At 69.6% G+C, this 25,285-nt stretch carries 19 protein-coding genes and 1 pseudogene; 12 read left to right on the top strand and 8 right to left on the bottom strand.

What is annotated here, in order from left to right; translation table 11 throughout:
• Positions 1 to 304: 304 nt before the first annotated feature.
• From ABZ822_RS28450 to ABZ822_RS28410, 9 genes are all read left to right on the top strand, one after another.
• On the top strand, positions 305 to 1,744 hold the full coding sequence (locus tag ABZ822_RS28450; protein WP_360860374.1) for an amidase: 1,440 nt from the start codon (positions 305 to 307) through the stop codon (positions 1,742 to 1,744).
• A gap of 128 nt (positions 1,745 to 1,872) precedes the next feature.
• Complete coding sequence (locus tag ABZ822_RS28445) at positions 1,873 to 3,111, top strand: alpha/beta fold hydrolase (RefSeq protein WP_360860371.1); 1,239 nt, start codon at positions 1,873 to 1,875, stop codon at positions 3,109 to 3,111.
• A gap of 117 nt (positions 3,112 to 3,228) precedes the next feature.
• The gene (locus ABZ822_RS28440; RefSeq protein WP_360860368.1) at positions 3,229 to 4,758 is read left to right on the top strand and encodes an MFS transporter; all 1,530 of its coding nucleotides are present in this window, start codon (positions 3,229 to 3,231) and stop codon (positions 4,756 to 4,758) included.
• A complete protein-coding gene (locus ABZ822_RS28435; protein WP_360860366.1) occupies positions 4,755 to 5,522 on the top strand; it encodes an SDR family oxidoreductase in 768 nt (255 codons plus the stop codon). Before ABZ822_RS28440 ends, ABZ822_RS28435 begins: the two co-directional genes overlap by 4 nt.
• 34 nt (positions 5,523 to 5,556) lie before the next feature.
• Positions 5,557 to 6,813 (top strand): aminotransferase class V-fold PLP-dependent enzyme, encoded by a 1,257-nt coding sequence (locus tag ABZ822_RS28430; protein WP_360860363.1) that lies wholly within the window; start codon positions 5,557 to 5,559, stop codon positions 6,811 to 6,813.
• Positions 6,803 to 8,893: a hydantoinase/oxoprolinase family protein gene (locus ABZ822_RS28425; RefSeq protein WP_360860361.1), complete on the top strand. Its 2,091-nt coding sequence runs from the start codon at positions 6,803 to 6,805 to the stop codon at positions 8,891 to 8,893. Before ABZ822_RS28430 ends, ABZ822_RS28425 begins: the two co-directional genes overlap by 11 nt.
• Positions 8,890 to 10,704 carry a hydantoinase B/oxoprolinase family protein gene (locus ABZ822_RS28420; RefSeq protein WP_360860358.1) on the top strand — a complete coding sequence of 605 codons (1,815 nt, stop codon included), beginning with the start codon at positions 8,890 to 8,892 and terminating at the stop codon, positions 10,702 to 10,704. The genes ABZ822_RS28425 and ABZ822_RS28420 overlap by 4 nt, the downstream gene beginning before the upstream one ends.
• 29 nt (positions 10,705 to 10,733) lie before the next feature.
• Positions 10,734 to 12,077 carry a transaminase gene (locus tag ABZ822_RS28415; protein WP_360860355.1) on the top strand — a complete coding sequence of 448 codons (1,344 nt, stop codon included), beginning with the start codon at positions 10,734 to 10,736 and terminating at the stop codon, positions 12,075 to 12,077.
• Between the two features lie 205 nt (positions 12,078 to 12,282).
• Positions 12,283 to 13,392 (top strand): PP2C family protein-serine/threonine phosphatase, encoded by a 1,110-nt coding sequence (locus ABZ822_RS28410; RefSeq protein WP_360860352.1) that lies wholly within the window; start codon positions 12,283 to 12,285, stop codon positions 13,390 to 13,392.
• A 25-nt stretch (positions 13,393 to 13,417) separates the two neighbouring features.
• On the opposite strand, the gene ABZ822_RS28405 is transcribed toward ABZ822_RS28410, so the two are convergent.
• The gene (locus ABZ822_RS28405) at positions 13,418 to 14,074 is read right to left on the bottom strand and encodes a maleylpyruvate isomerase N-terminal domain-containing protein (RefSeq protein ID WP_360860349.1); all 657 of its coding nucleotides are present in this window, start codon (positions 14,072 to 14,074) and stop codon (positions 13,418 to 13,420) included.
• A gap of 155 nt (positions 14,075 to 14,229) precedes the next feature.
• Here ABZ822_RS28405 and ABZ822_RS28400 point away from each other — a divergent pair, with 155 nt between their 5' ends.
• Positions 14,230 to 15,225, top strand: coding sequence for a 5'-nucleotidase (locus ABZ822_RS28400; protein ID WP_360860346.1), 996 nt, complete (start codon positions 14,230 to 14,232; stop codon positions 15,223 to 15,225).
• Positions 15,226 to 15,584: 359 nt separating this feature from the next.
• Here ABZ822_RS28400 and ABZ822_RS28395 read toward each other — a convergent pair whose 3' ends face one another.
• From ABZ822_RS28395 to ABZ822_RS28385, 3 genes and pseudogenes are all read right to left on the bottom strand, one after another.
• A complete protein-coding gene (locus tag ABZ822_RS28395) occupies positions 15,585 to 15,974 on the bottom strand; it encodes a hypothetical protein (RefSeq protein ID WP_360860343.1) in 390 nt (129 codons plus the stop codon).
• Between the two features lie 6 nt (positions 15,975 to 15,980).
• Positions 15,981 to 16,733: pseudogene (locus tag ABZ822_RS28390) on the bottom strand (Hint domain-containing protein); the annotation flags it as partial.
• A 535-nt stretch (positions 16,734 to 17,268) separates the two neighbouring features.
• Positions 17,269 to 17,862: a TetR/AcrR family transcriptional regulator gene (locus tag ABZ822_RS28385; RefSeq protein WP_360860340.1), complete on the bottom strand. Its 594-nt coding sequence runs from the start codon at positions 17,860 to 17,862 to the stop codon at positions 17,269 to 17,271.
• A gap of 337 nt (positions 17,863 to 18,199) precedes the next feature.
• Here ABZ822_RS28385 and ABZ822_RS28380 point away from each other — a divergent pair, with 337 nt between their 5' ends.
• On the top strand, positions 18,200 to 19,192 hold the full coding sequence (locus ABZ822_RS28380; protein ID WP_360860337.1) for an AraC family transcriptional regulator: 993 nt from the start codon (positions 18,200 to 18,202) through the stop codon (positions 19,190 to 19,192).
• Here the strand turns inward: ABZ822_RS28380 and ABZ822_RS28375 are convergent.
• From ABZ822_RS28375 to ABZ822_RS28360, 4 genes are all read right to left on the bottom strand, one after another.
• Complete coding sequence (locus ABZ822_RS28375; protein WP_360860335.1) at positions 19,132 to 20,196, bottom strand: EamA family transporter; 1,065 nt, start codon at positions 20,194 to 20,196, stop codon at positions 19,132 to 19,134. The genes ABZ822_RS28380 and ABZ822_RS28375 overlap by 61 nt on opposite strands.
• Positions 20,193 to 21,545 carry an ATP-grasp domain-containing protein gene (locus ABZ822_RS28370; protein WP_360860332.1) on the bottom strand — a complete coding sequence of 451 codons (1,353 nt, stop codon included), beginning with the start codon at positions 21,543 to 21,545 and terminating at the stop codon, positions 20,193 to 20,195. Before ABZ822_RS28370 ends, ABZ822_RS28375 begins: the two co-directional genes overlap by 4 nt.
• Before the next feature lie 343 nt (positions 21,546 to 21,888).
• Positions 21,889 to 22,725, bottom strand: a complete 837-nt coding sequence (locus ABZ822_RS28365) for an aldo/keto reductase (protein WP_360860329.1) — start codon at positions 22,723 to 22,725, stop codon at positions 21,889 to 21,891.
• Between the two features lie 129 nt (positions 22,726 to 22,854).
• Positions 22,855 to 24,039, bottom strand: coding sequence for a DUF3103 family protein (locus tag ABZ822_RS28360; protein WP_360860326.1), 1,185 nt, complete (start codon positions 24,037 to 24,039; stop codon positions 22,855 to 22,857).
• 582 nt (positions 24,040 to 24,621) lie between these two features.
• Between ABZ822_RS28360 and ABZ822_RS28355 the strand changes: the two genes are divergently transcribed.
• Positions 24,622 to 25,170, top strand: a complete 549-nt coding sequence (locus ABZ822_RS28355) for an SH3 domain-containing protein (protein ID WP_360860323.1) — start codon at positions 24,622 to 24,624, stop codon at positions 25,168 to 25,170.
• Positions 25,171 to 25,285: the final 115 nt, after the last annotated feature.

The raw sequence follows: 25,285 nt of genomic DNA, 5'->3' as shown, positions 1-25,285 counted from the left end.
GGCCCGGTGGCCTCCGGGTCGCAAGCGCCCCGCCGGGCGCGCCGGTGGCCGGTTGCTGCACCCCGGTCGTCGCGTGCGTCGCGGCCGCATGAGCGACAGAACGGGCCGAATCACCTGCCCTGTGACAGCGGCCGGTGATCTCCGAACATCACAGCGTGACGCCGGGCGCCAAGGCGCCGGACCTGGACGGATCGATCCCCTCCGACCCATTGCGCACAGCGGAAGAGTGGCTAAACTCCCCGAGTATGGTTAAAGCCTTTAACGACTTTGGTCGGAAGACCCGGACTCCTGTGGGGCCGGAATCATGAGCGAGTTCGACGGCCTGGACGGACTGGCCCTGGCAGCCCTGGTCCGCACCGGCAAGGTCACGGCCTCCGAACTCCTCGAGGACGCCGTCCAGCGCATCGAGACGTCCGACCGGGCCACCAACGCCGTCGTCACGACGATGTACGACGAGGCGCGCGCGACGGCGGCCGGACCGCTGCCCGACGGCCCCTTCACCGGAGTGCCCTTCCTGCTGAAGGACGGCGGCGGCGTGGCCTACGCCGGGGTGCCGATGACGTCGGCGAGCAGATTCCTCGCCGACTACGTCCCCACGCAGGACGGCGAGCTGACCCGCCGGTACAAGGCCGCGGGCCTGGTGGTGTGCGGCAAGACCAACCTGCCGGAGTTCGGCCTCCAGGCGACCACCGAGCCCGAGTTGTTCGGCGCCACCACGAACCCGTGGAACCCGCAGCTCTCGGCAGGCGGATCCAGCGGTGGCGCGGCGGCCGCGGTCGCCGCGCGCATGGTGCCCATGGCCAACGCGAGCGACAGCGGCGGATCCATCCGCGTCCCGGCGTCCTGCTGCGGAGTCTTCGGCATGAAGCCGACCCGCCTGCGCATATCCTCGGCGCGCCGCCGAGCCGGGGTGTCCATGCGCATCGCGGTGCTGAGCGAGCACGCCGTGACGCTCAGCGTGCGCGACTGCGCGGCCCTCCTCGACGCCACCGCAGGACCCCTGCCCGGCGATCCGTTCGTCGCGCCGCCCCCGCGCCGCCCGTACCTCGAGGAGACCAGGACCGATCCCGGTCGGCTCCGCATCGTCTACAGCAAGGAGTCACCGGTCGGGGCGCCCCTGCATCCGGACTGCGTCGCCGCGGTCGAGGACGCCGCCCGTCTGTGCGAAAGCCTCGGCCACCACGTCGAGGAGCGCACACCCCGGCTCGACTCCGGCCTGGCCGGGCCGTTTTCGACGGTCTCGGCCGGAGGCCTCGCGTGGGACATCGCGCACCTCGAACGCGTCACCGGCAAGACGGCCCGGCCGGAGGACTTCGAGGAGGCGACCTGGGACATGATCGAGCGGGGCCGGTCCGACACCACGAGTCTGAGCGCCTACATGGACGCGCTGGCCGAACTGCAGACAGTCTGCGACGACCTGGCGGCCTTTCAGGCCCCGTACGACATCTGGCTGACGCCCACCACGGGCGCGCCGGCGCCGCCGCTCGGATCCTTCGCGGCGACGGGTGGGGACCCGTCCCTGACCCTGCGCCGGCAGGGCGCCTACCTGCAGTTCACCACGCTCATCAACGTCACCGGGCAGCCCGCCGTGTCCGTCCCGCTGCACTGGAACGACGAAGGGGTCCCGATCGGCGCCCACTTCGTCGCGCCGTACGGGGACGAGGGCCTGCTCTTCCGCCTGGCCGCGCAGCTGGAGGCGGCGCGTCCCTGGGCCGGGCGCACCCCACCCGCCGCCCACCGCTGACCGTTCATCGCGCAACCGCACAACACCACACCGCACAACACCACACCGCACAACACCGCACCGCGTACAGCGCAATGCACCGCACCACCGCATCGCACCAACCGCACCGCACAAGCCAAGAGGTACACATGACCGCGTCGACCGACCTGTGGCCGAACCCCCTCATCCCCGGCCCGCACTGGACCTCCCACCGGTTCATCCCCAGCGAGGTGATGGACGACCAGTTCAAGCACCAGCTGAGCATGATGTTCTTCGGCATGTCCGATCTCGGCGAATGCCTGGAGGCCGTGGCACAGATACGGCCCGACGACGAGGAGAGCTGGATCCAGGCCTGGGCCGTGGTGGCCGGGCGCATCCAGCGGCGCGCCGAGGAGTGGGAGCGCAAGGGCCGGAAGATCAGCGCGAGCTCCGCCTATCTGCGGGCCTCGACGTACTGGCGTGCCTCCCTGCTGCACTTCAGCTTCCCCGGCGACCCCCGGGTGCGCGAGTACTCGGCCGCCGCCTACGACACGTACGACCGCTACCTCGAACTCTCCGGCTATCCCGGGGAGTTCCTGAGGATCCCCTACGAGGGCAGCTTCCTCCCGTCGTACCTCTACCGTTCCCCCGTGGCCCAGGGCCCGGCCCCCGTGCTGATCTTCTTCCAGGGACGCGACGCCTGGGCCGAGGACACCCGCTGGGTCTACGACAACGCCATCCGGCGCGGGTACCACTGCCTGGCCGTCCAGGGCCCCGGCCAGGGAAACGCGCTGCGCCTGAACGACCTGACGTTCCGTCATGACTGGGAGAACGTCGTCACCCCCGTCGTCGACGTCGCCGTACAGCAGGACGGCGTCGACCCCGACCGCATCGGGCTGATGGGGCTGAGCTTCGGCGGCTACCTCGCGCCCCGCGCCGCCGCGTTCGAGCAGCGGCTGAAGGTGTGCGTGGCCAACCCCGGTGTCATGCAGTGGGGGGAGTCGATCCTGGAGCAGCTCCCGGAATCGGTCAGCCAGGCGCTGAAGGAGGGCCCCGAACCCTTCAACGCCGCCATCGCCGCGATGGCCTCCCAGTCCCAGCTGGTCGACTGGTTCATCCGCGACTCCTCCTGGAAGCACGGTGTGAAGACGCCGTACGAGCTGTTCCAGGAGTTCGCCGCCTGCGACCTGACCGGCGTCGCCGAACGGATCACCTGCCGGACGCTGGTGATGGACGGATCCGAGGAGCAGTTCTCCGAGGGCCAGGCCCGGCAGCTGTTCGACGCGCTCACCTGCCCGAAGGACTTCCTCCACTTCGACGCGGAGTCGACCGCGCAGCTCCACTGCCAGAACGGCGGCACCGCGGCGGCCGCCGAGTTCACCTTCGACTGGCTGGACGAACACCTCTAGCCACGGCTCCACCGCACCAGCGCAAAGGAAACACACCATGTGGTGCTCCCAATCCGCTCGCTCCCGCCGTCGACGCATGACACATGCGCGCCCGCGGCGGCCGCACGTGCCCGCCTCATGACCGCCGACCTGCCCGACCGGCCGGTGACCGACCGGCCCGCGACCGATGGGTTCGATTCCGATGGGTTCGACCCCGGCCGGCCCGGGCCCGACCGGTCCGAGAACGAGCCGTCCGAAGCCGACAGGTCCCAGGACGACCGGCCCCAGGACGACCGCTCCCAGGACGACCCGCTCTCCGACGAACGGCTGCCCGGCGTCGGAGCCGCCAAGATGGGGCTGCGTGACGCGCTCCGCCGCGGCGGATGGGCCATCTGCTCACTCGCCGTCCCGCTGGTCGCGATGGAACAGCTCACCCGCGAGGCGACCACCGTCCTGGCACCCGACATCCGGGACCACTTCGGCATCTCCGACGCCCTGTTCGTGGCGATCGCCGGATTCTCCGGCGTCGCCCTGACACTCGGCGGCATACCCCTGGCCTGGCTGGCCGACCGGGTACGCCGCACCTACCTGGTGGTCACCTCCGCCGGACTCGGTGCCTGCGCGCTGCTCGGAGCCGGCCTCGCGCAGAACACCTGGCAGCTGTTCGCCGCCTACATCTTCACCGGCATCGCCGCGGCGTACTCCAGCCCCGTCTTCCTGTCGATGCTCACCGACGCCTATCCGGTCGAGGGGCGCGGCCGGATCCTGTCACTGCACGCGATCGCCACACCACTCGGGCAGGCCATCGGCCCCACCCTGGCCGGCTCGCTCGCGGCCCTCGCGGGCGCCGGCGACCAGGCGTGGCGCTGGGCGTACATCGGCCTGGCCATCCCGTACGCCGTGCTGGCCGTCTCCGCGGCGATCTTCCTGAAGGAGCCCGCACGGGGCCAGTCCGAACGGCAGATGCTGCTCGGCGGGACCAAGGGAAACACCGTCGAACCACCCGTGGGCATCATCCAGGCCTTCCGCCGGATGATGCGCGTCAAGACCTTCCTCCACATGTGCCTGGGCATCGGCGTGCTGGGGCTCGCCCTGTTCACGCTGCCCCTGCAGATGTCACTGCTCCTCGGGGACGAGTACGGGTACGACGCCTTCACCCGCGGCCTCATCTTCTCCGTGGCGCAGATCCCGGTCATCGCGGCGATGTTCATCGGCGGGCACCAGTTCGACCGGTCCTACCGGCACAACCCGCCCCGCACCATGCACATCGCCGGCGCGGCCCTGCTGCTCTTCGGCGCGGTCATCGGCCTGGGCATCTGGGCGCAGCCCGTCTGGGCCCTGATCGGGGTCTACGTGCTGGGCTACATGTGCTTCGGCATCGCGCTGGTCGCCATCAGCCCGCTGATCGCGGCGGTCACACCCGTACGGCTGCGCACCCAGGCGTTCGCGATCCTGCCGGTGTTCACCTTCCTGATGGGCGGGTTCTTCGGGTCGGTCTTCGCCGGTGTCATCTCCGACTCCTACGGGGCGCGTACGGCCATGGCCGCGGCGGTGCCCATCTCGGCCGTCGCCGCAGGATGCCTGTTCCTGCGCGGCGCCCGCTTCCTCGAGCCGGACATCTCCGCGGCGACCGGCGAACTCGTCGCCGACGGACGGACATCACCATGATCAGAGAAAAGGAACACAGCATGCTCGACCTGTCCGACAAGGTGGCGGTGGTCACCGGCGCCAGCTCCGGTATCGGCGCCGAGATCGCCCGCGCGATCGGCGCGGCGGGGGCGTCCGTCGTCCTGACGGGCCGCTCGCAGGACCGGCTGGACCGGTCGGCCGAAGCCGTGGCCGCCACCGGAGCCGCCACGGCCACCGTGGCCGTGGACGTCCGCGCAGACGACGCGCCGCGGACGATCGTGAACGCCGCGGTGGAGGCGTTCGGGCGCATCGACGTCCTGGTCCACTCGGCCGGGATCTACGCCCAGGCATCCCTGGCGGACACCACCGACGAGCTGTTCGACGGCCAGTGGAACACCAACGTCCGCGCCCCGTTCAGGCTCACCCGCGAAGCCCTGCCCCACCTCGGCCGGGGTGCCTCGGTCGTCTTCGTCTCCTCCATGTCCGGCCACGTCGGCTCACCCGACGACAGCGCCTACTGCACCTCCAAGGGAGCCGTGGAACTGATGGTCAAGGCGCTGGCCACCGAGCTGGCACCCGCGGGGATCCGCGTCAACGCCGTCGCACCGGGCAATGTGCACACCCCCATCAACCAGGAGCTGATCACTCCGGAGGTGGAGAAGGAGATCGTGGCCGCCACGCCCGCGGGCCGGGTGGGGCTGGTCCACGACATCAGCCCGGCCGTGGTGTACCTGGCCTCCGACGCGTCGGCGTACGTCGTCGGAGCGAGCCTCCCCGTCGACGGCGGCTTCATCGCGCAATGACCCCAGCTCTTCCTTCTCTTTCCAGGAGTACGGCATGACCCCCTTTCCCAGCGGCCTGCACGCTGATGACCTGCACCGTGAACTCGGCCGACTCGAACGCGTCTCACGCTTCTCCGAGACCTCGCGCAACCTCTTCGACGAGGGCCTGCACCTGGTGACCACACCGGAACTGCCCTGGGGTGACGCGGTACGCCAGGAGGCCGTCGAGGCGTACCGGCGTTTCATCTACGGCGAGACGTGGATCACCGGCGGCGGCGCGCGCGAGATGGAATGGGAGATCGTGCAGTGGATGGGCGGTCTGCTCGGGGCCGACGATCCGGCGGGGTTCGTGACGTCCGGCGGATCCGAGTCCAACATGTGCGCGATTCTGACGGCGATTCAGCGCTCGGGGCGCCGCGGCGGGAGCGTCGTCTATCCGGACAACGGGCACTACTCGCTGCCCAAGCTGTGCCGGATGTTCGGCCTGGACCCCGTACCGGTCCCGGCCCCCGCGGAGGGGCTGCATCTGGTGGACCCCGAGGCCATCGAGGCCGCGATACGTCCCGACACCATCGCCCTCATCGCGACGGCCGGCACGTGGGCGTACGGCAGCGTCGACCCCGTCGAGGCGATGAGTGAGATCGCCCTGCGGCGGGGGCTCTACCTGCACGTCGACGGCGCGTTCGGCGGCTACATCCTGCCGTTCCTGGAGCGCTCCGGCTACGACACGGACATTCCGCTGTGGGACTTCCGGCTGCCCGGTGTCTGCTCGATCAGCGCGGACCTGCACAAGAACGGCATGGCTCCGCCGCCCGCCGGGACGCTGTTCTTCCGGGACGCGTCCCTGCTCGCCACGGCGAAGGAGATCTGCCCGCCCAACGGCACGATGTCCGGAACCCGCGGCACCGGGCCCATCGCCGGTGCCTGGACGATGGTCAAGCTCCTCGGAGAGCCCGGCTACACGGCGGTCTCGCTGAAGTCCATGGCCCTGCGCGACGAGATCGTCGAGGGCGTACGAGGGATCGACGGCCTCCGTATCCACCCCGGCTCCCGGATCAACATGGCGCTCATCCACTCCGACGACTTCGACCTGCGGCCGGTGGCCAACGAACTCCGGTCACAGGGCTGGATGTTCGCCGCACGGGCCGTACCTGTGCCCGTCGGCTTCGTGGCGGTGTCCATGCCGCACAACCACGGCCGGATCCCGGCCTTCCTCGACGATCTGCGCGAGGCCGTGAAGAACGTGGCCGTCCCCCTGAACGACGCACCGGCCGCGGCCGCCACAGGAAGCGTGTCCAGTTATGGGTTCTGAGTTCTCCCGTCAGGCCCTGCGGGTGTCCGTGGACATCGGCGGGACCTTCACCGACCTGGTGGTCGAGCAGGGTGAGCAGATGCGGCTCTACAAGTCGCCGACCGTGCCGGACGATCCGGTCCGGGGCATCCTGAACGCGCTGACGATGGCCGCCGACGCGGACGGTACGCCCCTGAGGGTGTTCCTCGGCCGGGTCGAGTCCTTCGCGCACGCGACGACCCGCGGTCTCAACGCCGTCCTCACCGGCAACACGGCCAGGACGGCGCTGCTGACCACCGCCGGTCACCGGGACGTCCTCCTGCTGCGCGAAGGCGGCAGGCGTGATCCGTTCGACTTCACCGTCCCCTACCCCGAGCCGTATGTGCCGCGTTCGCTGACCTTCGAGGTGGAGGAACGCATCTCCTCCACTGGCGCGGTCCTGCGGCCGCTCGACACGGCAGGTCTGGAGCGCGTCTGCGACCGGCTGATCGAGGAGGAGGTGGAAGCGGTCGCCGTCTGCCTGCTGTGGTCCACCGTCAACCCGGACCACGAACGGGCGGTCGCCGACGTGCTCCGCCGGCGGCTCCCCGAGGTGCCCCACACCCTCTCGCACGCGCTGAACCCGTCGCTGCGCGAGTACCGCCGGGCATCCTCCGCGGCCATCGACGCCTCGATCAAGCCGCTGATGAGCACCTACATCGAGGGGCTCACCGCGCGGCTGCGCGACGCCGGGCTGGCCGGACGCATCCTGATGGTCACCTCGATCGGCGGCGTCGCCGACGTCGGGGACGCCGCGGCCGCGCCGATCCTCACCCTCAACTCCGGCCCGTCGATGGCGCCGGTGGCCGGCCGCGCGTACGCCTTCTCCGACCTGGGCGCGGACGAGGTGATCGTCGCGGACGCGGGCGGCACCACGTACGACGTGACGCTCGTCCGCAAGGGAGAGATCCCCTCGACCCGTTCGGCGTGGATCGGCGGGGAAGGCACCGGCCACATGACCGGGCTGCCGTCGATCGACGTGAAGAGCGTGGGCGCGGGAGGCGGCAGCATCGCCTGGGTCGACTCCGGCGGGCTGCTGCACATCGGCCCGCAGAGCGCGGGATCCGTGCCCGGCCCGGCCTGCTACGGGCGCGGTGGCCTCCGCGCCACGGTCACCGACGCCGCGCTCGTCCTGGGACACCTGGACCCCGCGGACTTCGCGGGCGGTTCGATGTCCCTGGACCCGGCGGCCGCCCTGAAGGCCGTCACCAAGGACGTCGCCGAACCTCTGGGGCTCGACCCGGTCGACGCCGCGCACGCGGTCCTCGAGCTGACGACGGAGCAGATGGTCCGCGCCATCGAGGAGATCACCCTGCAGCAGGGCATCGACCCTGCGCGGGCCGTCCTGGTCGGCGGGGGAGGGGCCGCGGGGCTGAACGCCGCCGCGGTGGCCGCACGCCTGGGCTGCCGGCGGCTCGTGGTCCCGGCCGTGGGCGCGGCCCTGGCGGCGGCGGGCGCGCTGATGTCGGACCTGACCGCCGTGTACTCCGCGACCGTCCCCGTACTGACCAGTGCCTTCCGGACGGGGAAGGTCAACGACGCCCTCGACGGCCTGCTCCGGCGCTGCCAGGAGTTCGCCGCCCGTGTCGGAGCGGACAGCAGCTCCGTGAGCCTCTACGCCGAGGCGCGCTACCCGCAGCAGATCTGGGAGCTCGAAGTTCCCCTGAGAGTCCGGGCGTTCGGCTCCGGTGACGTCGAGGAGTTCGAAGCCGACTTCCACGCCATGCACCAGCAGATCCTGGGCATCGCCGATGAGAAGTCGCCGGTGGAGGTGGTGAGTTGGGGCGCCCGGGTCGGGGTCGCCCTGCCCGGTTCCGGCGGCACCCTCAAGGCACGGGTCAGCCGCCGGGGCCTGCCGTCGGTGCGGCGGGCCTACGTGGAGGGGCGCGGCATGACGTACGTGCCCGTACGGCCCCTGGGCACCATCGAGGCCGGAGAGGTGGTGCGGGGGCCGGTCCTCATCGAGTCACCGTTTACCACGGTGGTGGTCGCCGACCCCGCGGCCACGGCCGAGTTGGGCCCATCCGGATCCCTGATCATCAATGGAGGTGGAGCCGCATGAGCGGCATCGACGCCCCGGAGCGGGGCCGGACAGGAGCGGAGACGCTCGACGGAGCGCGCATGGCGGTGCTCAGCCACCGCTTCGAGGCCATCGTGCGGCGGATGTCCAACACCCTGGCCAGATCCGGGCGTTCGGGCGTGCTGAACACCGCCCGCGACTTCTCCTGCTGTGTGCTCACGGCGTCGGGGGAGGTGCTGATGACCGGCGACAGCCCGCCGATCCACGTCATGGGCGGCCCCGACCTGCAGGCCAAGTCCATGCTCGAGTTCTATCCGCGCGTACGGGCGGGCGACGCCTTCCTGCACAACTCGCCCTACCACGGCAACACGCACGCGGCCGACCACTCCGTCCTCGTACCGGTGGTCGACGACCACGGCGTGCACCGCTACACAGTGCTGGCCAAGGCTCATCAGGCCGACTGCGGCAACTCGGTGCCCACCACGTACATGGCGGGCGCGCGCGACGTCTACGAGGAAGGGGCGCTGATCTTCCCGGTCGTCCGCGTCCAGGACGCGTACGCCGACTGCGAGGACGTCCTGCGCATGTGCGAGATGCGCATCCGCGTCCCCGACCAGTGGCGGGGCGACTACCTCGCCGTGCTGGGCAGCGCCCGCATCGGTGAGCGCGCCCTCCTCCAACTCGCCGACGAGGTCGGCTGGGACGCGCTCGACCACTTCGCCCACGACTGGCTCGACTACGGCGAGGCGCGCATGGAGACGGCGATCCGCGCGCTTCCGGCCGGCACCGCGACCACCACGACGCGCCACGACCCGTTCCCCCGTGTGCCCGACGGGGTGCCGGTCCAGGCCACGGTGACGGTCCGTCCGGACGACGGCATGATCGACGTCGATCTGCGCGACAACCCGGACTGCGTCCCGTCCGGCCTCAACCTGAGCGAGGCCGCCTCGCGCACGGCGGCCCTCATCGGCGTGTTCAACAGCATCGACCACACCGTGCCGCACAACCAGGGAAGCTTCCGCCGCGTCCGGGTGCACCTCCGCGAGAACTGCGTGGTGGGCGTGACCCGGCACCCCTTCAGCTGCTCGGCGGCCACGACCAACCTGGCCAACCGCGTCGGCAACATCGTGCAGCGTGCGCTCGCGGAGATCGGGGACGGCATGGGCCTGGCGGAGGTCGGCTCGGGCATGTCGCCGTCGGAGGCCGTCGTGTCCGGGGTGGACCGGCGCACCGACGTCCCCGTTCCCTTCGTCAACCAGATCTTCACCGGCCCCAACGGCGGTGCGGCCGGACCGGCCTGCGACGGCTGGCTGACCATGAGCGACCTCGGCAGCGGCGGCACCCTGCTCCTGGACAGCGTGGAGATCGACGAGCTGAAGCAGCCGATCGTCATCCACCGCAGGCACCTCGCGCACGACACCGAGGGAGCGGGCCGCCACCGCGGCGCCCCCGGCCTGGAGGTCGAGTACGGCCCGGTCGGCGGCGAGCTGGAAGCCATCTACGCCAACGACGGGTCCATCAACCCGATGGCGGGTGCTCGCGGCGGCCACTCCGGCGCGCCCTCGGCCCAGTTCAAGCGGGACCGCGACGGCACCCTCCACGAGGTCGACATCTGCGGCCCGGTGCGCGTCGAGGAGGGCGAGACGCTCGTCGCACGCACCAGCGGAGGCGGCGGGTACGGGCCGCCGGAAGCGCGCCCGCCCGAGGAAGTGGCCCGCGACGTACGCGAACAGTGGATCAGCGAGCAGCGGGCACGGGAGGTCTACCGGGTCGCCCTCGACGCCCGGCAGCATCCGGACACGGCGGCGACCGCGCTGCTCCGCGGCGACGGAAGCCGGACGGACACGGGATGACACAGGACGACACAGGAAGGACACCGGCGGTGGAGAAGCTGACGGAACTGCTCACCGAGGAGCGCCGGCTCTTCGGGGAACGCAACCCGCGCTCGCGCACGGCCCACACCGGGGGCGCGTCGCACCTCCTCGGCGGCGTGCCGATGACGTGGATGGCCAAGAGCGCTGCGGGTCATCCGCTGTATCTCGACCGGGCGTCCGGTGCGCGGCTGGTGGACCTGGACGGGCACGAGCTGATCGACTTCTGCCTCGGCGACACCGGAGCCATGGCCGGGCACTCCCCGGCTCCTACCGTGCAGGCGGTGGGTCGCCGCTACGGCGAGCGGGGCGGCGCCACGACGATGATGCCGACCGAGGACGCTGCCGTCGTGGCGGGCGAACTCGCCGCCCGCTTCGGCGTCTCCCGCTGGAGCTTCTCGCTGACCGCCACGGACGCCAACCGCTGGGTCCTGCGCCTGGCCCGCGCCGTGACCCGCCGACCGCGCATCCTGGTCAACAGCTACAGCTACCACGGCACCGTCGACGAGTCCTTCATCGTCAACTCCGGTACGGGACCCCGCTCGCGCCCCGGTAATGTGGGCGCCCCCTGCGACGTCACCCTGACCAGCCGCGTCGCCGAGTACAACGACCTCGACGAGCTGGAACGCGAACTCGCGCACGGAGACGTCGCCGCGGTCCTGATGGAACCGGCCCTCACCAACATGGGCATCGTCCTGCCCGAGCCCGGCTACCTCGAGGGCGTACGGGAACTGACACGGCGCCACGGGACGCTGCTGATCAACGACGAGACCCACACGATCTCCGCCGGCCCCGGCGGCTGCACCGCGGCCTGGAACCTCGACCCGGACGTCGTCACCCTCGGCAAGGCCATCGGCGGCGGCATCCCCATCGGCGCCTACGGCCTGAGCGAATCCCTCGCCGACCGCCTGTGGGGCCACCCCGATCTGGACCTGGTCGACACCGGCGGCGTCGGCGGCACCCTGGCGGGCAACGCGCTGTCGCTGGCCGCCGCCCGCGCGACGCTGACCGAGGTGCTCACCGACGAGGCGTACGAGCGCATGATCGCCCTGGCGACCCGCTACACGGCCGGGGTGCAGCGCGTGATCGACACCTGCTCGCTCCCCTGGAGCGTCACACAGCTGGGCGCGCGGGCCGAGTACCGCTTCGTCAGCCCCGCACCGGTGAACGGCACCGCCTCGCAAAGGGCCACCGACGTGGACCTGGAGGACTATCTGCACCTGTACCTGGTGAACCGGGGGATCCTGCTGACCCCGTTCCACAACATGGCGCTGATGTGCCCGGCGACGACCGAGCCGGACGTCGACACCCATCTGGACGTCTTCGAGGAGGCGGTCCGGAAGCTGGTGATGTGAGGGAGGCACACCGGACCCTCCGGCGGTCTCTCTCGCTGTGCCGACACCTGTCGCCCCGGCCCGCGCGGCCGGGGCGTACGTCGGTCCAGTGAGCCGCCCGCGGGGTCACGTGCGACGGCCTGCTCGCGGCGGCATGCTCGACAGCAGCAGTGGCGCACCACGCTCCGATGCACAGCGCCGCTCGCAGGGAGAGCGGAGAGCGATCGTGTCCAAGGCCATCGGTCAGCCCGGGCTGACCCGGCTCCTGGTGGTCCTGATGCTCGTCGCGGGCGCGGCGGCGGACCTCTTCGGGCCGGAGCCCTACATGGGGCTGCCTCTGCTGGCCGCCACCCCTCTGGTCGCGGCGGCGATGCTCTCCTTCCGGGAGAGTCTCGCCGTCGCCGTCGTCGCCTGTGCCGCATCCGTCGCGCTCGACATCCACCTCGGGCGCCCGGTCACGGCACTCGTCGTCGATCTGGCCGACGTGGCCGTGACCAGTTGCCTCGCCCTGCTCATCAATGTGCTCCTCACCCGGCACCGCCGGAGCCTGGCCCAGGCCCGTGACGTGGCGGAGGCGGCCCAGCGCGCCCTGCTGCCCGAACCACCGGCCCGCGCCGGAGACCTGGAAGTGGCGGCCCGCTACGAGGCGGCGCAGGCCGAAGCCCGTATCGGCGGCGACCTCTACGCCGTGCAGGCCACGCCCTTCGGCGTCCGGGCGATCATCGGGGACGTACGGGGCAAGGGCCTGCAGGCGGTAGCCTCCGTCTCGGTCCTCATCGGAGCCTTCCGGCAGGAGGCCGAGAACGCACCCACCCTCGACGAACTCGCGCAGAGGCTCGATGCGGCGCTGCGGCGTGACACCGAGCGCCGGTCGGCGCCCACCGGCCTCGAGGACTTCACGACCGCGCTGCTGGCAGAGATCGTCCCGGGCCACGACACCGTACGCCTGATCAACCGCGGGCACCCGTCACCGTTTCTCGTGCACGACGGCGACGTCGTCCGCCTCGACCCCACGGACCCTCAGCTTCCGCTCGGGATGGAGCTCGGGGAACTGGACGCCGGGCCGGGCCCGGGTACGGCGGACCGATTCGCGATGCCGCCCGGCGCCACCTTGCTGCTGATCACGGACGGAGTCACCGAAGCCCGCAACGAGACCGGCGCCTTCTACGACATCGAGGACGCCGGCCTCGCCACCCGCGCCCACCGGCACCCGCGTCAGCTGATCGACGCGCTGGTGCAGGACGTGGAGCGCTGGACGGACGGCCCCTACCAGGACGACATGGCCATCATCGCGCTGGCCCGCACCCCCGACGAGCGCCCTTCCGGCACCCGGTGAGACCTGGCCCGCTCCCGCTGGACCCTCAGCCCAGGACGAACGGCAAGTGACCGGCCATCTCCCCGAGTTCGGCCCTCTCCGCGTCGGTCGGTGCGCGGCGGCCCGTACCGATCAGCAGGACGTCCGTGTCGGTGAACGACGCGGGGAACGCCCCTCCGGCGATGCTCTCCAGCATCCCCCGCGCCCCGGCCAGACACTCCGGGGGCGGTTCCTTCGCGTCCGGGAGATGCGCGATCAGGTCGAGGTGATGCAGCGTCCACTCCAGGACGTACGCGGTGAGGTAGTCGCCCACGGTCAGGACCTCGTCGCGGGTGCTCACCCGGGCGCCGGGATCGGCGAGCTCGGCGGCGCGTCCGGCGGCTGAACCGACGTCGTCGAGGTGGAACGTGAGCAGGCGGGGCTCCTCGTACGCGGCGGCGAGCCGGACGGTGAGGGCATCGAGCGGATCGTCGCCGGTCGGCGGCTGCTTCTCGACGTTCCAATAAGTCACCGCGGTGCGGGTCGGCTCCGAGCCGGCCGGAGTGACCAGGGTGATCAGGACGTCCTGCGCGTCGATGACCAAGTGGCACACGAGGTCCCGTACGAGCCAGCCGCCGCAGCCGGACGGCAGCTCGAAGTCCCGGTCCGAGAGCTCGGCGACAGCGGCGCGCAGCGCGGTCCAGGCGCGGGAGAAGAGATCCACATCGGGCACGGTAGTGCGGTGCCGGAACAGCGGACAAGCGCACTCATGGCGTCGGGAGGACCCTCCCGCTCGCCAGGGCCGATCACCGACTGGGATCCTGGCCCGGGCCGGGCACATCACCGGACCCGGCGCACGAATGGATGCGGGAGAGAGCTGTGCAGTACGAACTTGCGAACCGCCTGGTCATCGGGATCGCCACCAGCGCGTTGTTCGACCTGGCGGAGTCGGCCGAGGTGTTCCGCGAGCAGGGCGAGGAGTCCTACCGCGCCTACCAGGAGGAGCACCTGGACGACACGCTCGGCAAGGGCGTCGCCTTCTCCTTCATCCGCCGACTGCTGTCCCTCAACGACCTCAGCTCTCCCGACGACCCCCTCGTGGAGGTGATCGTCCTGTCCCGTAACGACCCTGACACCGGGCTGAGGGTCATGCGGTCGATCCAGGCGCACGGCCTGCCGATCAGCCGGGCCATCTTCATGCAGGGACGCTCGCCGTACCGGTTCATGCCCGCCCTGAACATGTCCCTCTTCCTGTCCGCGGACGAGACCGACGTCCGCGAGGCCGTCGCCCTCGGCCTGCCCGCCGGCCGCGTGCTGGGTGCGGCGGCGGCCGACGAGACCGACGACCAGGACCTGCGCATCGCCTTCGACTTCGACGGAGTCCTGGCCGACGACTCCTCCGAGCAGGTCTTCCAGGCCGACGGCCTCGAAGGGTTCCGCTCCCACGAGACGAGGAATGCGGCCACGCCGCACGACCCGGGCCCGCTGCGGGACTTCCTCGCCAGCATCAACCGGCTCCAGCAGCGCGAGGAGGAACGACGGGCGCAGGACCCGGACTACGAGGTCCGCGTCCACGTCTCCCTCGTCACCGCCCGCAACGCACCGGCCCACGAACGCGCGGTGCGCAGCCTGAAGGGCTGGGGTGTGACGGTCAACGACGCGTTCTTCCTCGGCGGCATAGACAAGAGCACGGTCATGGGGATCCTCAAGCCCCACATCTTCTTCGACGACCAGGTCGGACACCTGGAGGGCACGTCCCGCAGCACGCCCAGCGTCCACGTCCCGTTCGGCAAGATCAACGAGAGGGACCTCCGCGATCCTGCAGTGAGGCACGGTGGGGACCCACGCCCGGACGGCGGTCCTGCCCGCGCCTGAGACGATGCGGGCCTGCTCGTCGATAGCTGTGGGCGAAGACTCGCATTCCACATTGCGGCTGCGCAGCAGCAATGAGCAGCAACTGGCATGTGTTGCCACACCTGAACCCTCCCTCCGCTGTGTCCGCCTGTCGAACACCGCAGAAGCCCCGCCGGATCGCAATCCGGCGGGGCTTCTGCGAATCCAATCAGCGGTCAGACTCTGATAGCCCGAGCCCATCGCGGTGGGCCCTCGAAAGAGCACCCTCTTCGATGCCGATTTCCCTTCATCGACAACTCGAAGGAGGGCAATTCTCGTGGGCGCATAATCAACACTTGATGGAATGGAAAGACGGGCAATTCCCCTGAAGTCGGGAACGGTTACTCCTTCGAGATCATCGAAATCCCACCTGTGGCTAGAGAGAACATTCGCACGAGAGCTCTGCGGACATCAGAATCTCGATCGATTCGCTCCAGCGATTCCAGCATTGCCGGATCGAGGTCGATAGTGGCAACGCCGCCAGCATTCTGGTCGCCAGCGGTCGCGAGCAGCAGCAGACATCGATATGCCTGCACAATCCCTCCGCGTTCCTCCCGCATCAACGGCCGGAGCAAGATGGTGCCTTCCTTGACCTGGCCACGAAGCGCTTCCACAGAGGACCACCGAGTTGCCCAGCCTCGACCCTCCGCCTCCGCCTGGATCACCAGCAACGCGTCGAAGCTGATCTCGCACACACGGAAGTCGGGATCCGTCGAACGGATAAGTGACATCAGAAACTAATCCCCATCGTAGATGTCGATGCGAATCTGCGCATGCGGATCGATGCGGCCGTCCTTGATTCTTCTCAGGACCTCGTCCTTTCGGTGATGACCTCCAAGAATGGTGCCATCGCGCGAGACAAGGATTCCATCTCCTTCATCAGCATTGTTGATGGCGTCCAGGAGTTCATCATTACTCAGCTCCTCGTGATACCACTGCGAAGCCGGATCCCGGGTCCTCTGCCCATTGGTGTATTGACCGAGATCGCCAGCATTTTCGTGACGGGCAGATATTCCCGAACCGCTCGGCTCGCAACCCTTGCCATTGCTGTTGTGAACCAGGACCGGATTCTGCCCAGCCAGCACATAGTACGTGTGCAGGTCCGCCACCGTGAGGTTGTGGACCGTGGCCTGCTGGGTCCAGCGTTTGACCGCTGTGATCTGGATGCGGGTGCCGGAGCTCGTCCGGAGCCACTGGCCGGACTTGAGGTCCGTCGCGTCGATCCACTCGCGCAGTTCGGGGACCCAGAACGGGTGTCCCGCCGTCGCCGTGACCGAGGTTGTGGTGTCGGCCTTCTTCCCGTCCAGTCCGAGCGTCAGTTTGACGAGCTTCTTGAGACCTTTGCCCGTGATCTCGGCGGTGACGGTCTTCGCTTCCGTCTTGCCGGTCCTGGGGTTCGTGGCCAGGACCTTGTCGCCGATCTCGAGGTCCTCGATCGGCTTGGACGTGCCGTCTGAGAGGAGGACTTCCGTTCCGCCCACGAAGCTGTTGCAGAGGCCGCTGAGTCTGTTGCCGCCGAGCCCGCGGCCACCGCCCGAACCCGTGAGCATCGAGAGGCCTGCGCCGGCTGCGAGGGCCTTGCCGAACGAAGCGATCTCGTCTTGGCATCCGGCCTTGATGCGTTTACAGGCATGGTAGGCGGCCTGCGCCAAGAACTGTTCGCCGAAGGCGAGTTGTTCCTCGTCCTCCGGGTCCGTGATCCAGCGCGCGACGCAGTCGACACCGCAGTAGTCGGACTGCAGGGACTGGTTGAGCTCCTTCTTGAAGTCCTGGGCGCGATCCCAGTCGTCGGGAACGTGTACGCCCGGGAACGCCATTGAGTAGCCGGGGATGATCGACGGCCCCTTCGAAGCGGAGGAGCTCCAGCCACTGATGGTCCACCAGCCGGCGTTGTAGCTGTCGCCGTCGCAGCCCCAGGACGGGTCGTTCAGCGGCTTTCCTCCGCTCTCTTCCCGGTTATTCATGCCGAGCGAGGTGATGAACAGGCCGGTGACGACGGCCCAGCGCTCCTCATCGTCGAAGCGTTCAGTCCTTGCGCGTCAGCGTGTGGAGCATCGTGTCGAGATATCGCCGTTGGTCGGCCGTCTCCGAAGGCAGGGCCTGCGGGACGGCGTGGATGAGCTGGATCTGGCCGAGGTGAGTTGTGTACGCGAGGAGTCCGCGGCGCTGCGCTTCGTCGGCGGGGAATCCGAGGTCGGTGAAGATCTGGGTGACGAACGCGATCCGACGCTCCGTCACCCGCCGCAGGGCGGACGCGACTTGGGGGTGTGCGACGGAGGTCAGCAGCGTGACTTCGATCGGGTCTCCGGTGGTTGCGGCGGGGACCGCCTTGAAGAGGCGTCGCAGCCGCTTCTCCGGGTCCGTTTCCGGCTCGACCTCGGCGATGACGCGCCCTGTGTTGGTCTCTTCCCAGTGGCTGAGCGCGGCCTCGATCAGCGCGTCCCGGCTGGGGAAGTGCCAGTAGAAACTCCCCTTCGTGGTTCCCAGGCGCTTGGCCAGCGGCTCGACCGCGACAGCCGACAGGCCCCCTTCACCGATGGCGGTAAGAGCCGCGTCGGTCCAGTCCTGAGCGGTCAGTCGGCCACTCTCACGGCGTGGCTGATCCTCGCGGTGCGCCATGTGACCATACGCTACCGTATGGTCAACCATACGCCTCCGTATATTTCGAGTGCGGCGGCGTGGGGTGGCGGCGCCTGTGCCGTTGCCGTGAGCTCAACTCGCCTGTCACCGGCGGCGGAACGAGAACAGGAGTGTGGAGAGGGGGAGCATGACGGCGCCACCGCGGCCAATCGTGCCGCCTCTTCCGCTCGGACCGCGGTACGGACCATGCGAACGAGCCCGCTCAGGGGCGCGAGGCGAGGGCATTCCGCAGCACGAACAGTAGGGAAACAGTGGCAGTTGGCGCCTTCTGGATCGCCGCCGACCTGCCCGAGGCCGACCACGGGGGAGTGGGCTCATGCTGACCGAGACGGGAATCCGTACCCAGGACGTCGCTCCGGAGGACCAGTTCGACCACTGGCGTGAGCATCTGTCCAAGAGCTACGCACCCGCCGAGATCCTCAGTGACCGGACGAGCGACTTCCCCGCGTCACAGCGCATGTTGCACCTCGGCGCCATACGTCTGTGGCGGACCGAGCATCCTCAGCTGACATTACGCCGCACGTCGAAGCTGGTCCGGCGGTCGGATCCCGAGATGTACCACCTGTCGCTCGCCCTGCGCGGAACCAAGACACTGGCCCTCCGTAACCACGAAGTGCACTACGGTGCCTACGACTTGTCCCTGGTCGACACCTCGAGCCCCTTCGTGATGGAGGCGCGCCCGGACGACGGTCAGGAACGCGTCCTGGGCACGGGCGTCCTGATCCCCCGCACCCTCCTGCCGCTTCCGGACGCGAGCGCTGACCGCCTCCTCAATCGGCGCATCTCCGGGCGCGACGGGATCGGGGGGCTACTGGCCGCCTTCCTCCACCGGATCTGGGACGACCCCGCCTCCTACTGTCCCTCCGACGGATCCCGGCTCGGCACTGTCGCCACCGACCTGCTCTTCGCGCTCTTCGCCCACCTCCTTGACGCCGAGGACACCCTCGATCCGGAGACCCACCGCCGCAGCCTGGTCCTCCGTATCAAGACCTTCATCCACCAGCACCTCACCGACCCCGATCTCACGCCTCGTACAGTGGCGGCCGCGCACCACATCTCTCTCAGCTATCTGCACCGCCTCTTCCAGGGCGAACAGCTCACCGTTGCCGGCTGGATACGGCACCAGCGACTCGAACGGGCGCGCCGCGATCTCGCCGACGACGCGCTGCGCCACACACCCGTCCACGCCATCGCCGCTCGCTGGGGCTTCCCCCGCGCTTCCGACTTCACCCGCGTCTTCACCACCACCTACGGCATGCCTCCGTCGGCGTACCGCAACGAAAGGCGCCTCACGAGCACGAACGCGTAGGGCGGCACGGGACGCGACCTGCGCGCACGCCGCCCGCCCGGGTGGTCGCTCAGCACGTACGCCACGGACACCGCCAGCCCCGCGCCCGTCAGAGCGAGAAGCGCGGTGTCGGGGGTGCGTCCGAGGGCCCACTCGAGTGCCAGGGTGATCGCGGGCAGGCACGAGAAGAGCAGCAGGAACACGATGGGCCTGATGCGGTGCAGCGCGATCTGGAACAGGAAGAGCGGGACCACCACGGCTCCGAGACCCAGCGCACCCATCAGCAGCAGACGCTGAACGTCGGTGGGCACGGCGCCCGCGGTCACGAAGTGCAGCGCCAGCGCCAGGACGTAACTGAGGTGGAAACGGACGGACATGACGTGCGTAGGGCTCACGCCGTGGCGCGCCAGATGATGCGAACTGACGCTGACGAAGGCCACACCCACACCCGAGACGAGCGCGAGCACGGCCCCCGCCACCGTTTCGGCGGTGCCGTGCTCCCGCAGCGCCGTCACGCACATCATGATGCCGATCACCGGCATGACCGAGGCGAGCAACCACTGGACGGGGCCGCGCCGGCGCACCAGCGTGCGGTGCTTGCCCGAGACGAGCGTGACGAGCCCGAGGAGTACGAGCGGCCCGGCGGAGGCCTCGACCACGGTGACGACGGAGGCGGGGAGCAGGGTGAGTGCCGCGTAGAAGCAGATGAACGACACGGCACCGGCCACATTGATGGCCCGGATCCAGCGGCGGATCTCACGCCGCGACGAGGCGTCCGCGGCCGCCGCGGGTGTCGTCGATCGAGGGCTCTCGGTCGCGGGTTCGCTCGCGGGTCCCGTGGTGGCGCCGCCCGTGGACGTCCGGGTGGACCGGGCGCGCAACTGCCGGACCACGATGAACACCACCGCTGCCAGGACGAACGCCACGAAGGAGAACGCCGGGCTCTCCTGCGGCGAGAACAGGACGGACACCGCGTTGTGGCAGAGGGCCTGCAGCACGAGAGCGAGGAGGACGACGGCGATCATCGGCCGCTGCCCCCACCCGCGCCCGCCCCCGCCTCGGCCGGCGTGCGCGCCTCGTCGTACGCGACGCGGTAGATCTCGCCGCGGTCCTCCATGGCGTGCAGCGTCCGCAGCGATTCGTCCACGACCCCGGGGTCGGAGTGGACGAAGAAGGCGAACCCCGCCTGCCCGCACGAGAGCCACGGCTCCTCCACGCGCCCGCCGGGCGGGACGATCCCCGTCACGCCGTGGAACCCCGGCAGGGCCCGCAGCCGGTCGAGACCGGGCATGCCCAGCACGGTGCCCTTGCGCGGCAGGTGCAGAAAGGCGGTGCCCAGAGCGGCGTGCGGCGCGTAGGGCTCCGTGAGACGGCGCTCGAAGCGCCCGGGGGAGACGTACCGTTCGGCGATCAGGTCCGCCTGATTGTGGCCGAGCGCAGCCGTGTACGCGGAGTGCGAGATCGTCGCGCCCATCAGCCGGGCGTTCACCTCGACCAGCAGGGGGCCGCGGTCGGTGAGACGTATCTCGGTGTCGGCGCCGCCGTTGCGCACCCCCAGCCCGTCCAGGCACCGGAACGCGTAGTCCACGACCTCGCGGTGCTGCGCGGTGAGGGTCCGTACGACCCGCTGGTTGCGGTAGACCGGGCGGCCCTCGACCTCGTCGATCCGCGCCGTCTGGAAGTCCGCCAGAAGGTGGCGTCCCTGGTGGCTGACCGTGTTCACGATGAGTTGCGGTCCGATCAGCAACTCCTGAATGACGACCGTGTCGTTGAGGTTCCGTAGCAGGTTCCTCCGCCCGGCGATCCGGTAGAACGCGGTCCGCACCTCGGCCGCGCTGCGGCAGGTGAAGCAGCCGTCGCTGCCCGCGGCGTTGGAGGGCTTCACGAACACCGGGTAGCCCGGAAGGTCGCCCAGCACGTCCTCCAGCTCCTGCGCGCTGCGCACGGACCGGGTCACGGGGACCGGGACACCCTGGCGCTCCAGTTCCCGCATCATGCCGAGCTTGTTCCGGCGGGCCGTGGACCGGGCCGGGTCGTGGAGGTCGAGGCCCATTCGGGCGTTGAGGGCGTCGGCGTGCGCGACGCCGTACTCGCTGCCGGGGACGACGGTCCGTACGTTCCGCGCCATGAGGCTCTCCGCGGTCTCCTCGACGGACCGGCTGAGCACGGCGGGGTTTCCGTCAGCCGCGGCCGCCCGGTACCACTCCGGGTCGTCGTACACGTGCAGCGGTTCCACGCCCCGCTCGCGGAACGCCCGGACGAGTTCGGTTCCCGTCGACAGCGGGTCGACGACGGCCACGCGGCCGTGCGGCGACGAGTGAGAGAGGACGTCGTCACGGAGGGTCGGTCCGGTGAGGACGGTGGTGGGGGGCATGGTGGTGGCTCCTGGTGGAACGGGCGGTGCGGACGCTGTGGGTGGGCTGTCCGCGTCGATCACCATCCACTCTGGGCGCTCATCGGCGATCCAGGATCAGGAGGTATCCCTAGTTTTGTCCGCTTTGCCGTTTTCCCTGGTCGGGAGCCTTCGCCGGAGTGGCCGACGGGCCGGGGCGGCAGGTCGACCGGCAGGTATGTCAATCCGTTACGAAGTGCATGCATTCTGTGACGGCCGGGGTCAGGGCCTGCCGACGATGTCGCGTGGCGGGGCCGCCCGGCACCGGCAGACCGCCGAGCGTGAGCACTCCGGCCTGCGCACTCCGGCCTGCGCACTCCGGCCTTCAGAGTCCGAGGCGGCGCAGCGCCTGCTCCGGGTATCGCTCTCCGGCGACCGCGGCTGCCGGAACGGCCCCATCGATCCTGGCCAGTTGATCCAGACTGAGGGGCAAGTCCACTGCTGCGGCGTTCTCTTCCACGTAGTGCACGCGCTTGGTCCCGGGGATCGGTACGACGTCGCCGCCCCGGGCGAGCAGCCAGCCCAGGGCTGCCTGCGCCGGGGTGCATCCGGCCTCGTCGGCGACGGCCTTGAGGGACGACACGAGCGTGAGGTTGTGCTCGATGTTCTCGGCGGAGAAACGCGGCCATCGCCGTCGGTTGTCCCCCTCGGTCAGCTCGTCGCGAGAGGACAGGGTCCCGGTGAGCATGCCGCGCCCCAGAGGCGAGTAGGCCACCACCGTCGTGTCGAGTTCCCTGCACGTGGTGAGCATCTCTCCCTCCACCACGTCCCTGGTGAAGAGCGAGTACTCCAGCTGAATGGCACTGATCGGGTGGACGGCGTGTGCCCTGCGCAGAGTGCGAGGGCTGACCTCCGAAAGGCCGAGACACCTGACCTTGCCCGCGTCGACGAGTTCCGCCATGGCTCCCACGGACTCCTCGACCGGAACCGCCGGGTCCAGGCGGTGTACGTAGTACAGGTCGATGTGGTCGACGCCGAGTCTGCGCAGGGACGCGTCACAGGCCGTGCGCACGTGACGGGGTGAGTTGTCCACGCCGTCGACACGGCCACTGACCGGGTCGTGCCGCAGCCCGAACTTCGTGGAGAGGAAGTCCGAGGCCAGGCGCCGGGCATTTTCCGCCACCTTGCGGATCGTCGCGTCACGGTCGGAGCGGGGGTCCATCCGGCGTCGTGAAGGGGGGTCGCGCACCTGGCGCATGGGGCCGCACGTCCCGGCGGAAAAGGGTGGGCGCCGGGACGTGCGGCCTCTCGGCGGGGCGGGAGCCGGTACGCCGCTCTCGCCCTGGCCGTGTCAGGCCCTGGGAACGTCGACGGTCTGCAGCCGCATGCTGACGTTGCCCCCGGCCCCGTGGAGCAGGGAGCCGTTGCCCGAAGCCTGGTTCAGCGAGTAGAAGGCATCGACGTCATCGGTGCTGTCCGTCCACCAGCTGTCCGGAATGGCGTTGATGACGGTGGTGACCACTGTCGCGATGTCCGTGGCCTTGGCGAGCGTGCCGACGGCCGTGACGACGGCGCTGACGATCGACTTGTAGTTGGTGCCGTCGTCCTCCTCGAAGAAGGAGACGCCGGCCTCGTCCCAGCCGAACCGCGACCACTCGAAGAGATTCTGGTTCGGGCGGTAGGTCGTGTCGTCCTCGTCGAGGTACGTCATGGGGATCGGGTCGGACACGAACGGGGTGTCGTTCGTGTCGTTGCCCGAGACGAGCGCGAAGATCTCGGCGTCGCCCTTGAAGAACGGCTCCTCGTCGTCCTTGAGCGAGATCTCCTGGATACGCGAGACCCGCTTCGTCCCGGCGGCCGCACCCGCCGTGGACGCACCCGTGGCGACGGAACCCGGCTTACGCATCGCTTCGGCCGCTTGCGGCCATGCGTGCCGGAAGCCCTGCTGGAGGACCTTGGTTCCGGCTTCGAGTGCCTTGTCCCCGTCGTAGTCGAGGGTGATGACGGGACGGGTGGCCGTCATGGCCGGGGTGACGGTGACGGGGCTTCCGTCGAGGCGGCGCGCCTTGAGGGTGTGGGTTGCGGCGTCCGGCTGTGCTGCGATCAAGGGAGCGGCGCCGGCGAGGAGTTGCTGACGTGCCTTCGGGTTGATCAGACGGGCCTGCAGGATGTTGCCGGTGTCGGCGGGCAGGCCCTTGGCTTCGAGGATCTTGGCGTTGGCGGCCCGGAGTTGGGCCGCGACGCGGCGCAGGCCCTCGGTTCGGGGCTGTGCGAACTCGATGGTGTCGGAATGGGTGAGTGCTTCCCGCATCTCCTCGGCCGTGGCCGAGGAGGCGAGTGCGGTGGCCACCGCGGCCGCGGCTTCGTTCTTCGCACCCAGGACGATGTTCTGGGTCGGTGCTGCCGTCCGAGCCGGAACTTGTTCGGAGGCCGGGGCGGTCGAGGCGTGCGCGGGTGCGGCGAGCCCCGCACCGACGACTCCGACGACACCCGTGGCCACGGCGACAGCGATCTTCGATAAGCGCGAACGAGACATGAGTTGTTACCCCCAATGGAGGCACGCGTGGTGGTCGGCCCGCGTGCCATGCGGATTGACCGGTACGAGGAACCCGAGCGCTGGTCAGACGCTACGGGCCCTCGACCTGACGCACATTCAACAGACCGACAACGGACGTCACATGAGTATCAGTTACGCAGTTTCATGCCCTACCGGAGACTGGAGTCATTGCGCTCTATGTCCTCCGTGATAGGCAAAACGCAAGACATCCGTGTTTGATGGGACAAGTTGGGCGTGGGCTGTCGTCTCGTAGTCCGCCAACTCGCCCGGGTCGTACGGGCCTTCAGGCCCTGACGCTCCCTCACTCACGGCGAAGTGGCTGCGCCTGCGCGCCTTCGGCCACCGACGGAATACCGCAGGCATCAGCACCACGACTTTCGGAAAATCGCATGAGATGTGAAGTCCTGTGGGTATTGGGCCATATGCTCCTTGTCGTGCGCGTGGTGAGGCTTGGCCCACGATCGGACCAATCAAATTCTGTTACGTCTGTGCGCAATTAATGTTCCGACGCAAAGCAGGTCAACCCACTCATCCGAGAAAGAGGACGGTATGCAAAAGAGGGTGCGGCTTGGAGTTGCGGCGGTCGTGGCCATGGTCTCCGCGGGTGTGGGCATGTCCACCGCCCACGCGGACGACCGGCACAAGGACTCCGTGCCGATCACGATCTACGGGGACAACAACACCGTCGTGTACGGCGATGGCAACAGCATCGCGGGGCGCGACAACCTGGTCGGCTCCGGGCACACCGCAGGCACCGGCCACGACGTCGGCGGCCCGGGTGCCGAGGACCCGGGCACCCCGGCGCGGCCCTACGGACGGGTGCTCGTCGATTCCCTCTTCATGAGGGCGTTGCCGACGACCAACTCGCCCGCGCTCGGGACGCTCAAGCTGGGCGACGAGGTCGGACTGGCCTGCAAGGTTCACGGCCAGCCCATCGACGGCAACGACCTTTGGTACCGGTTGAGGGCGGACCAGGTCCGCTGGGTATCGGCCCGGTACGTTCAGAACTACGGCGATGTCCCCTTCTGCCCGTCCCAGCCGCCGGGGCTGTCGGATGAGGACCTGGAGCCGATCGAGCAGGACTGGAACTCGGTCGCTCCGCTGGGCTGACCCCGGATCAAGGATCCGCTTCCGCCGCTGAATTCGGTGCAAGCCGCTTGCTGCGGAAGGGTGGAGGCGTCGCGTGCCTGCGTGGTGGGTGAAAGACGCACCCGTCACCAGGGCC

The sequence above is a fragment of the Streptomyces sp. NPDC047108 genome, from assembly GCF_040643575.1.
Taxonomy (GTDB): Bacteria; Actinomycetota; Actinomycetes; order Streptomycetales; family Streptomycetaceae; genus Streptomyces.
Note: the sequence above shows the minus strand (reverse complement) of the source record. Positions and strands in the feature narration are given on the sequence as shown.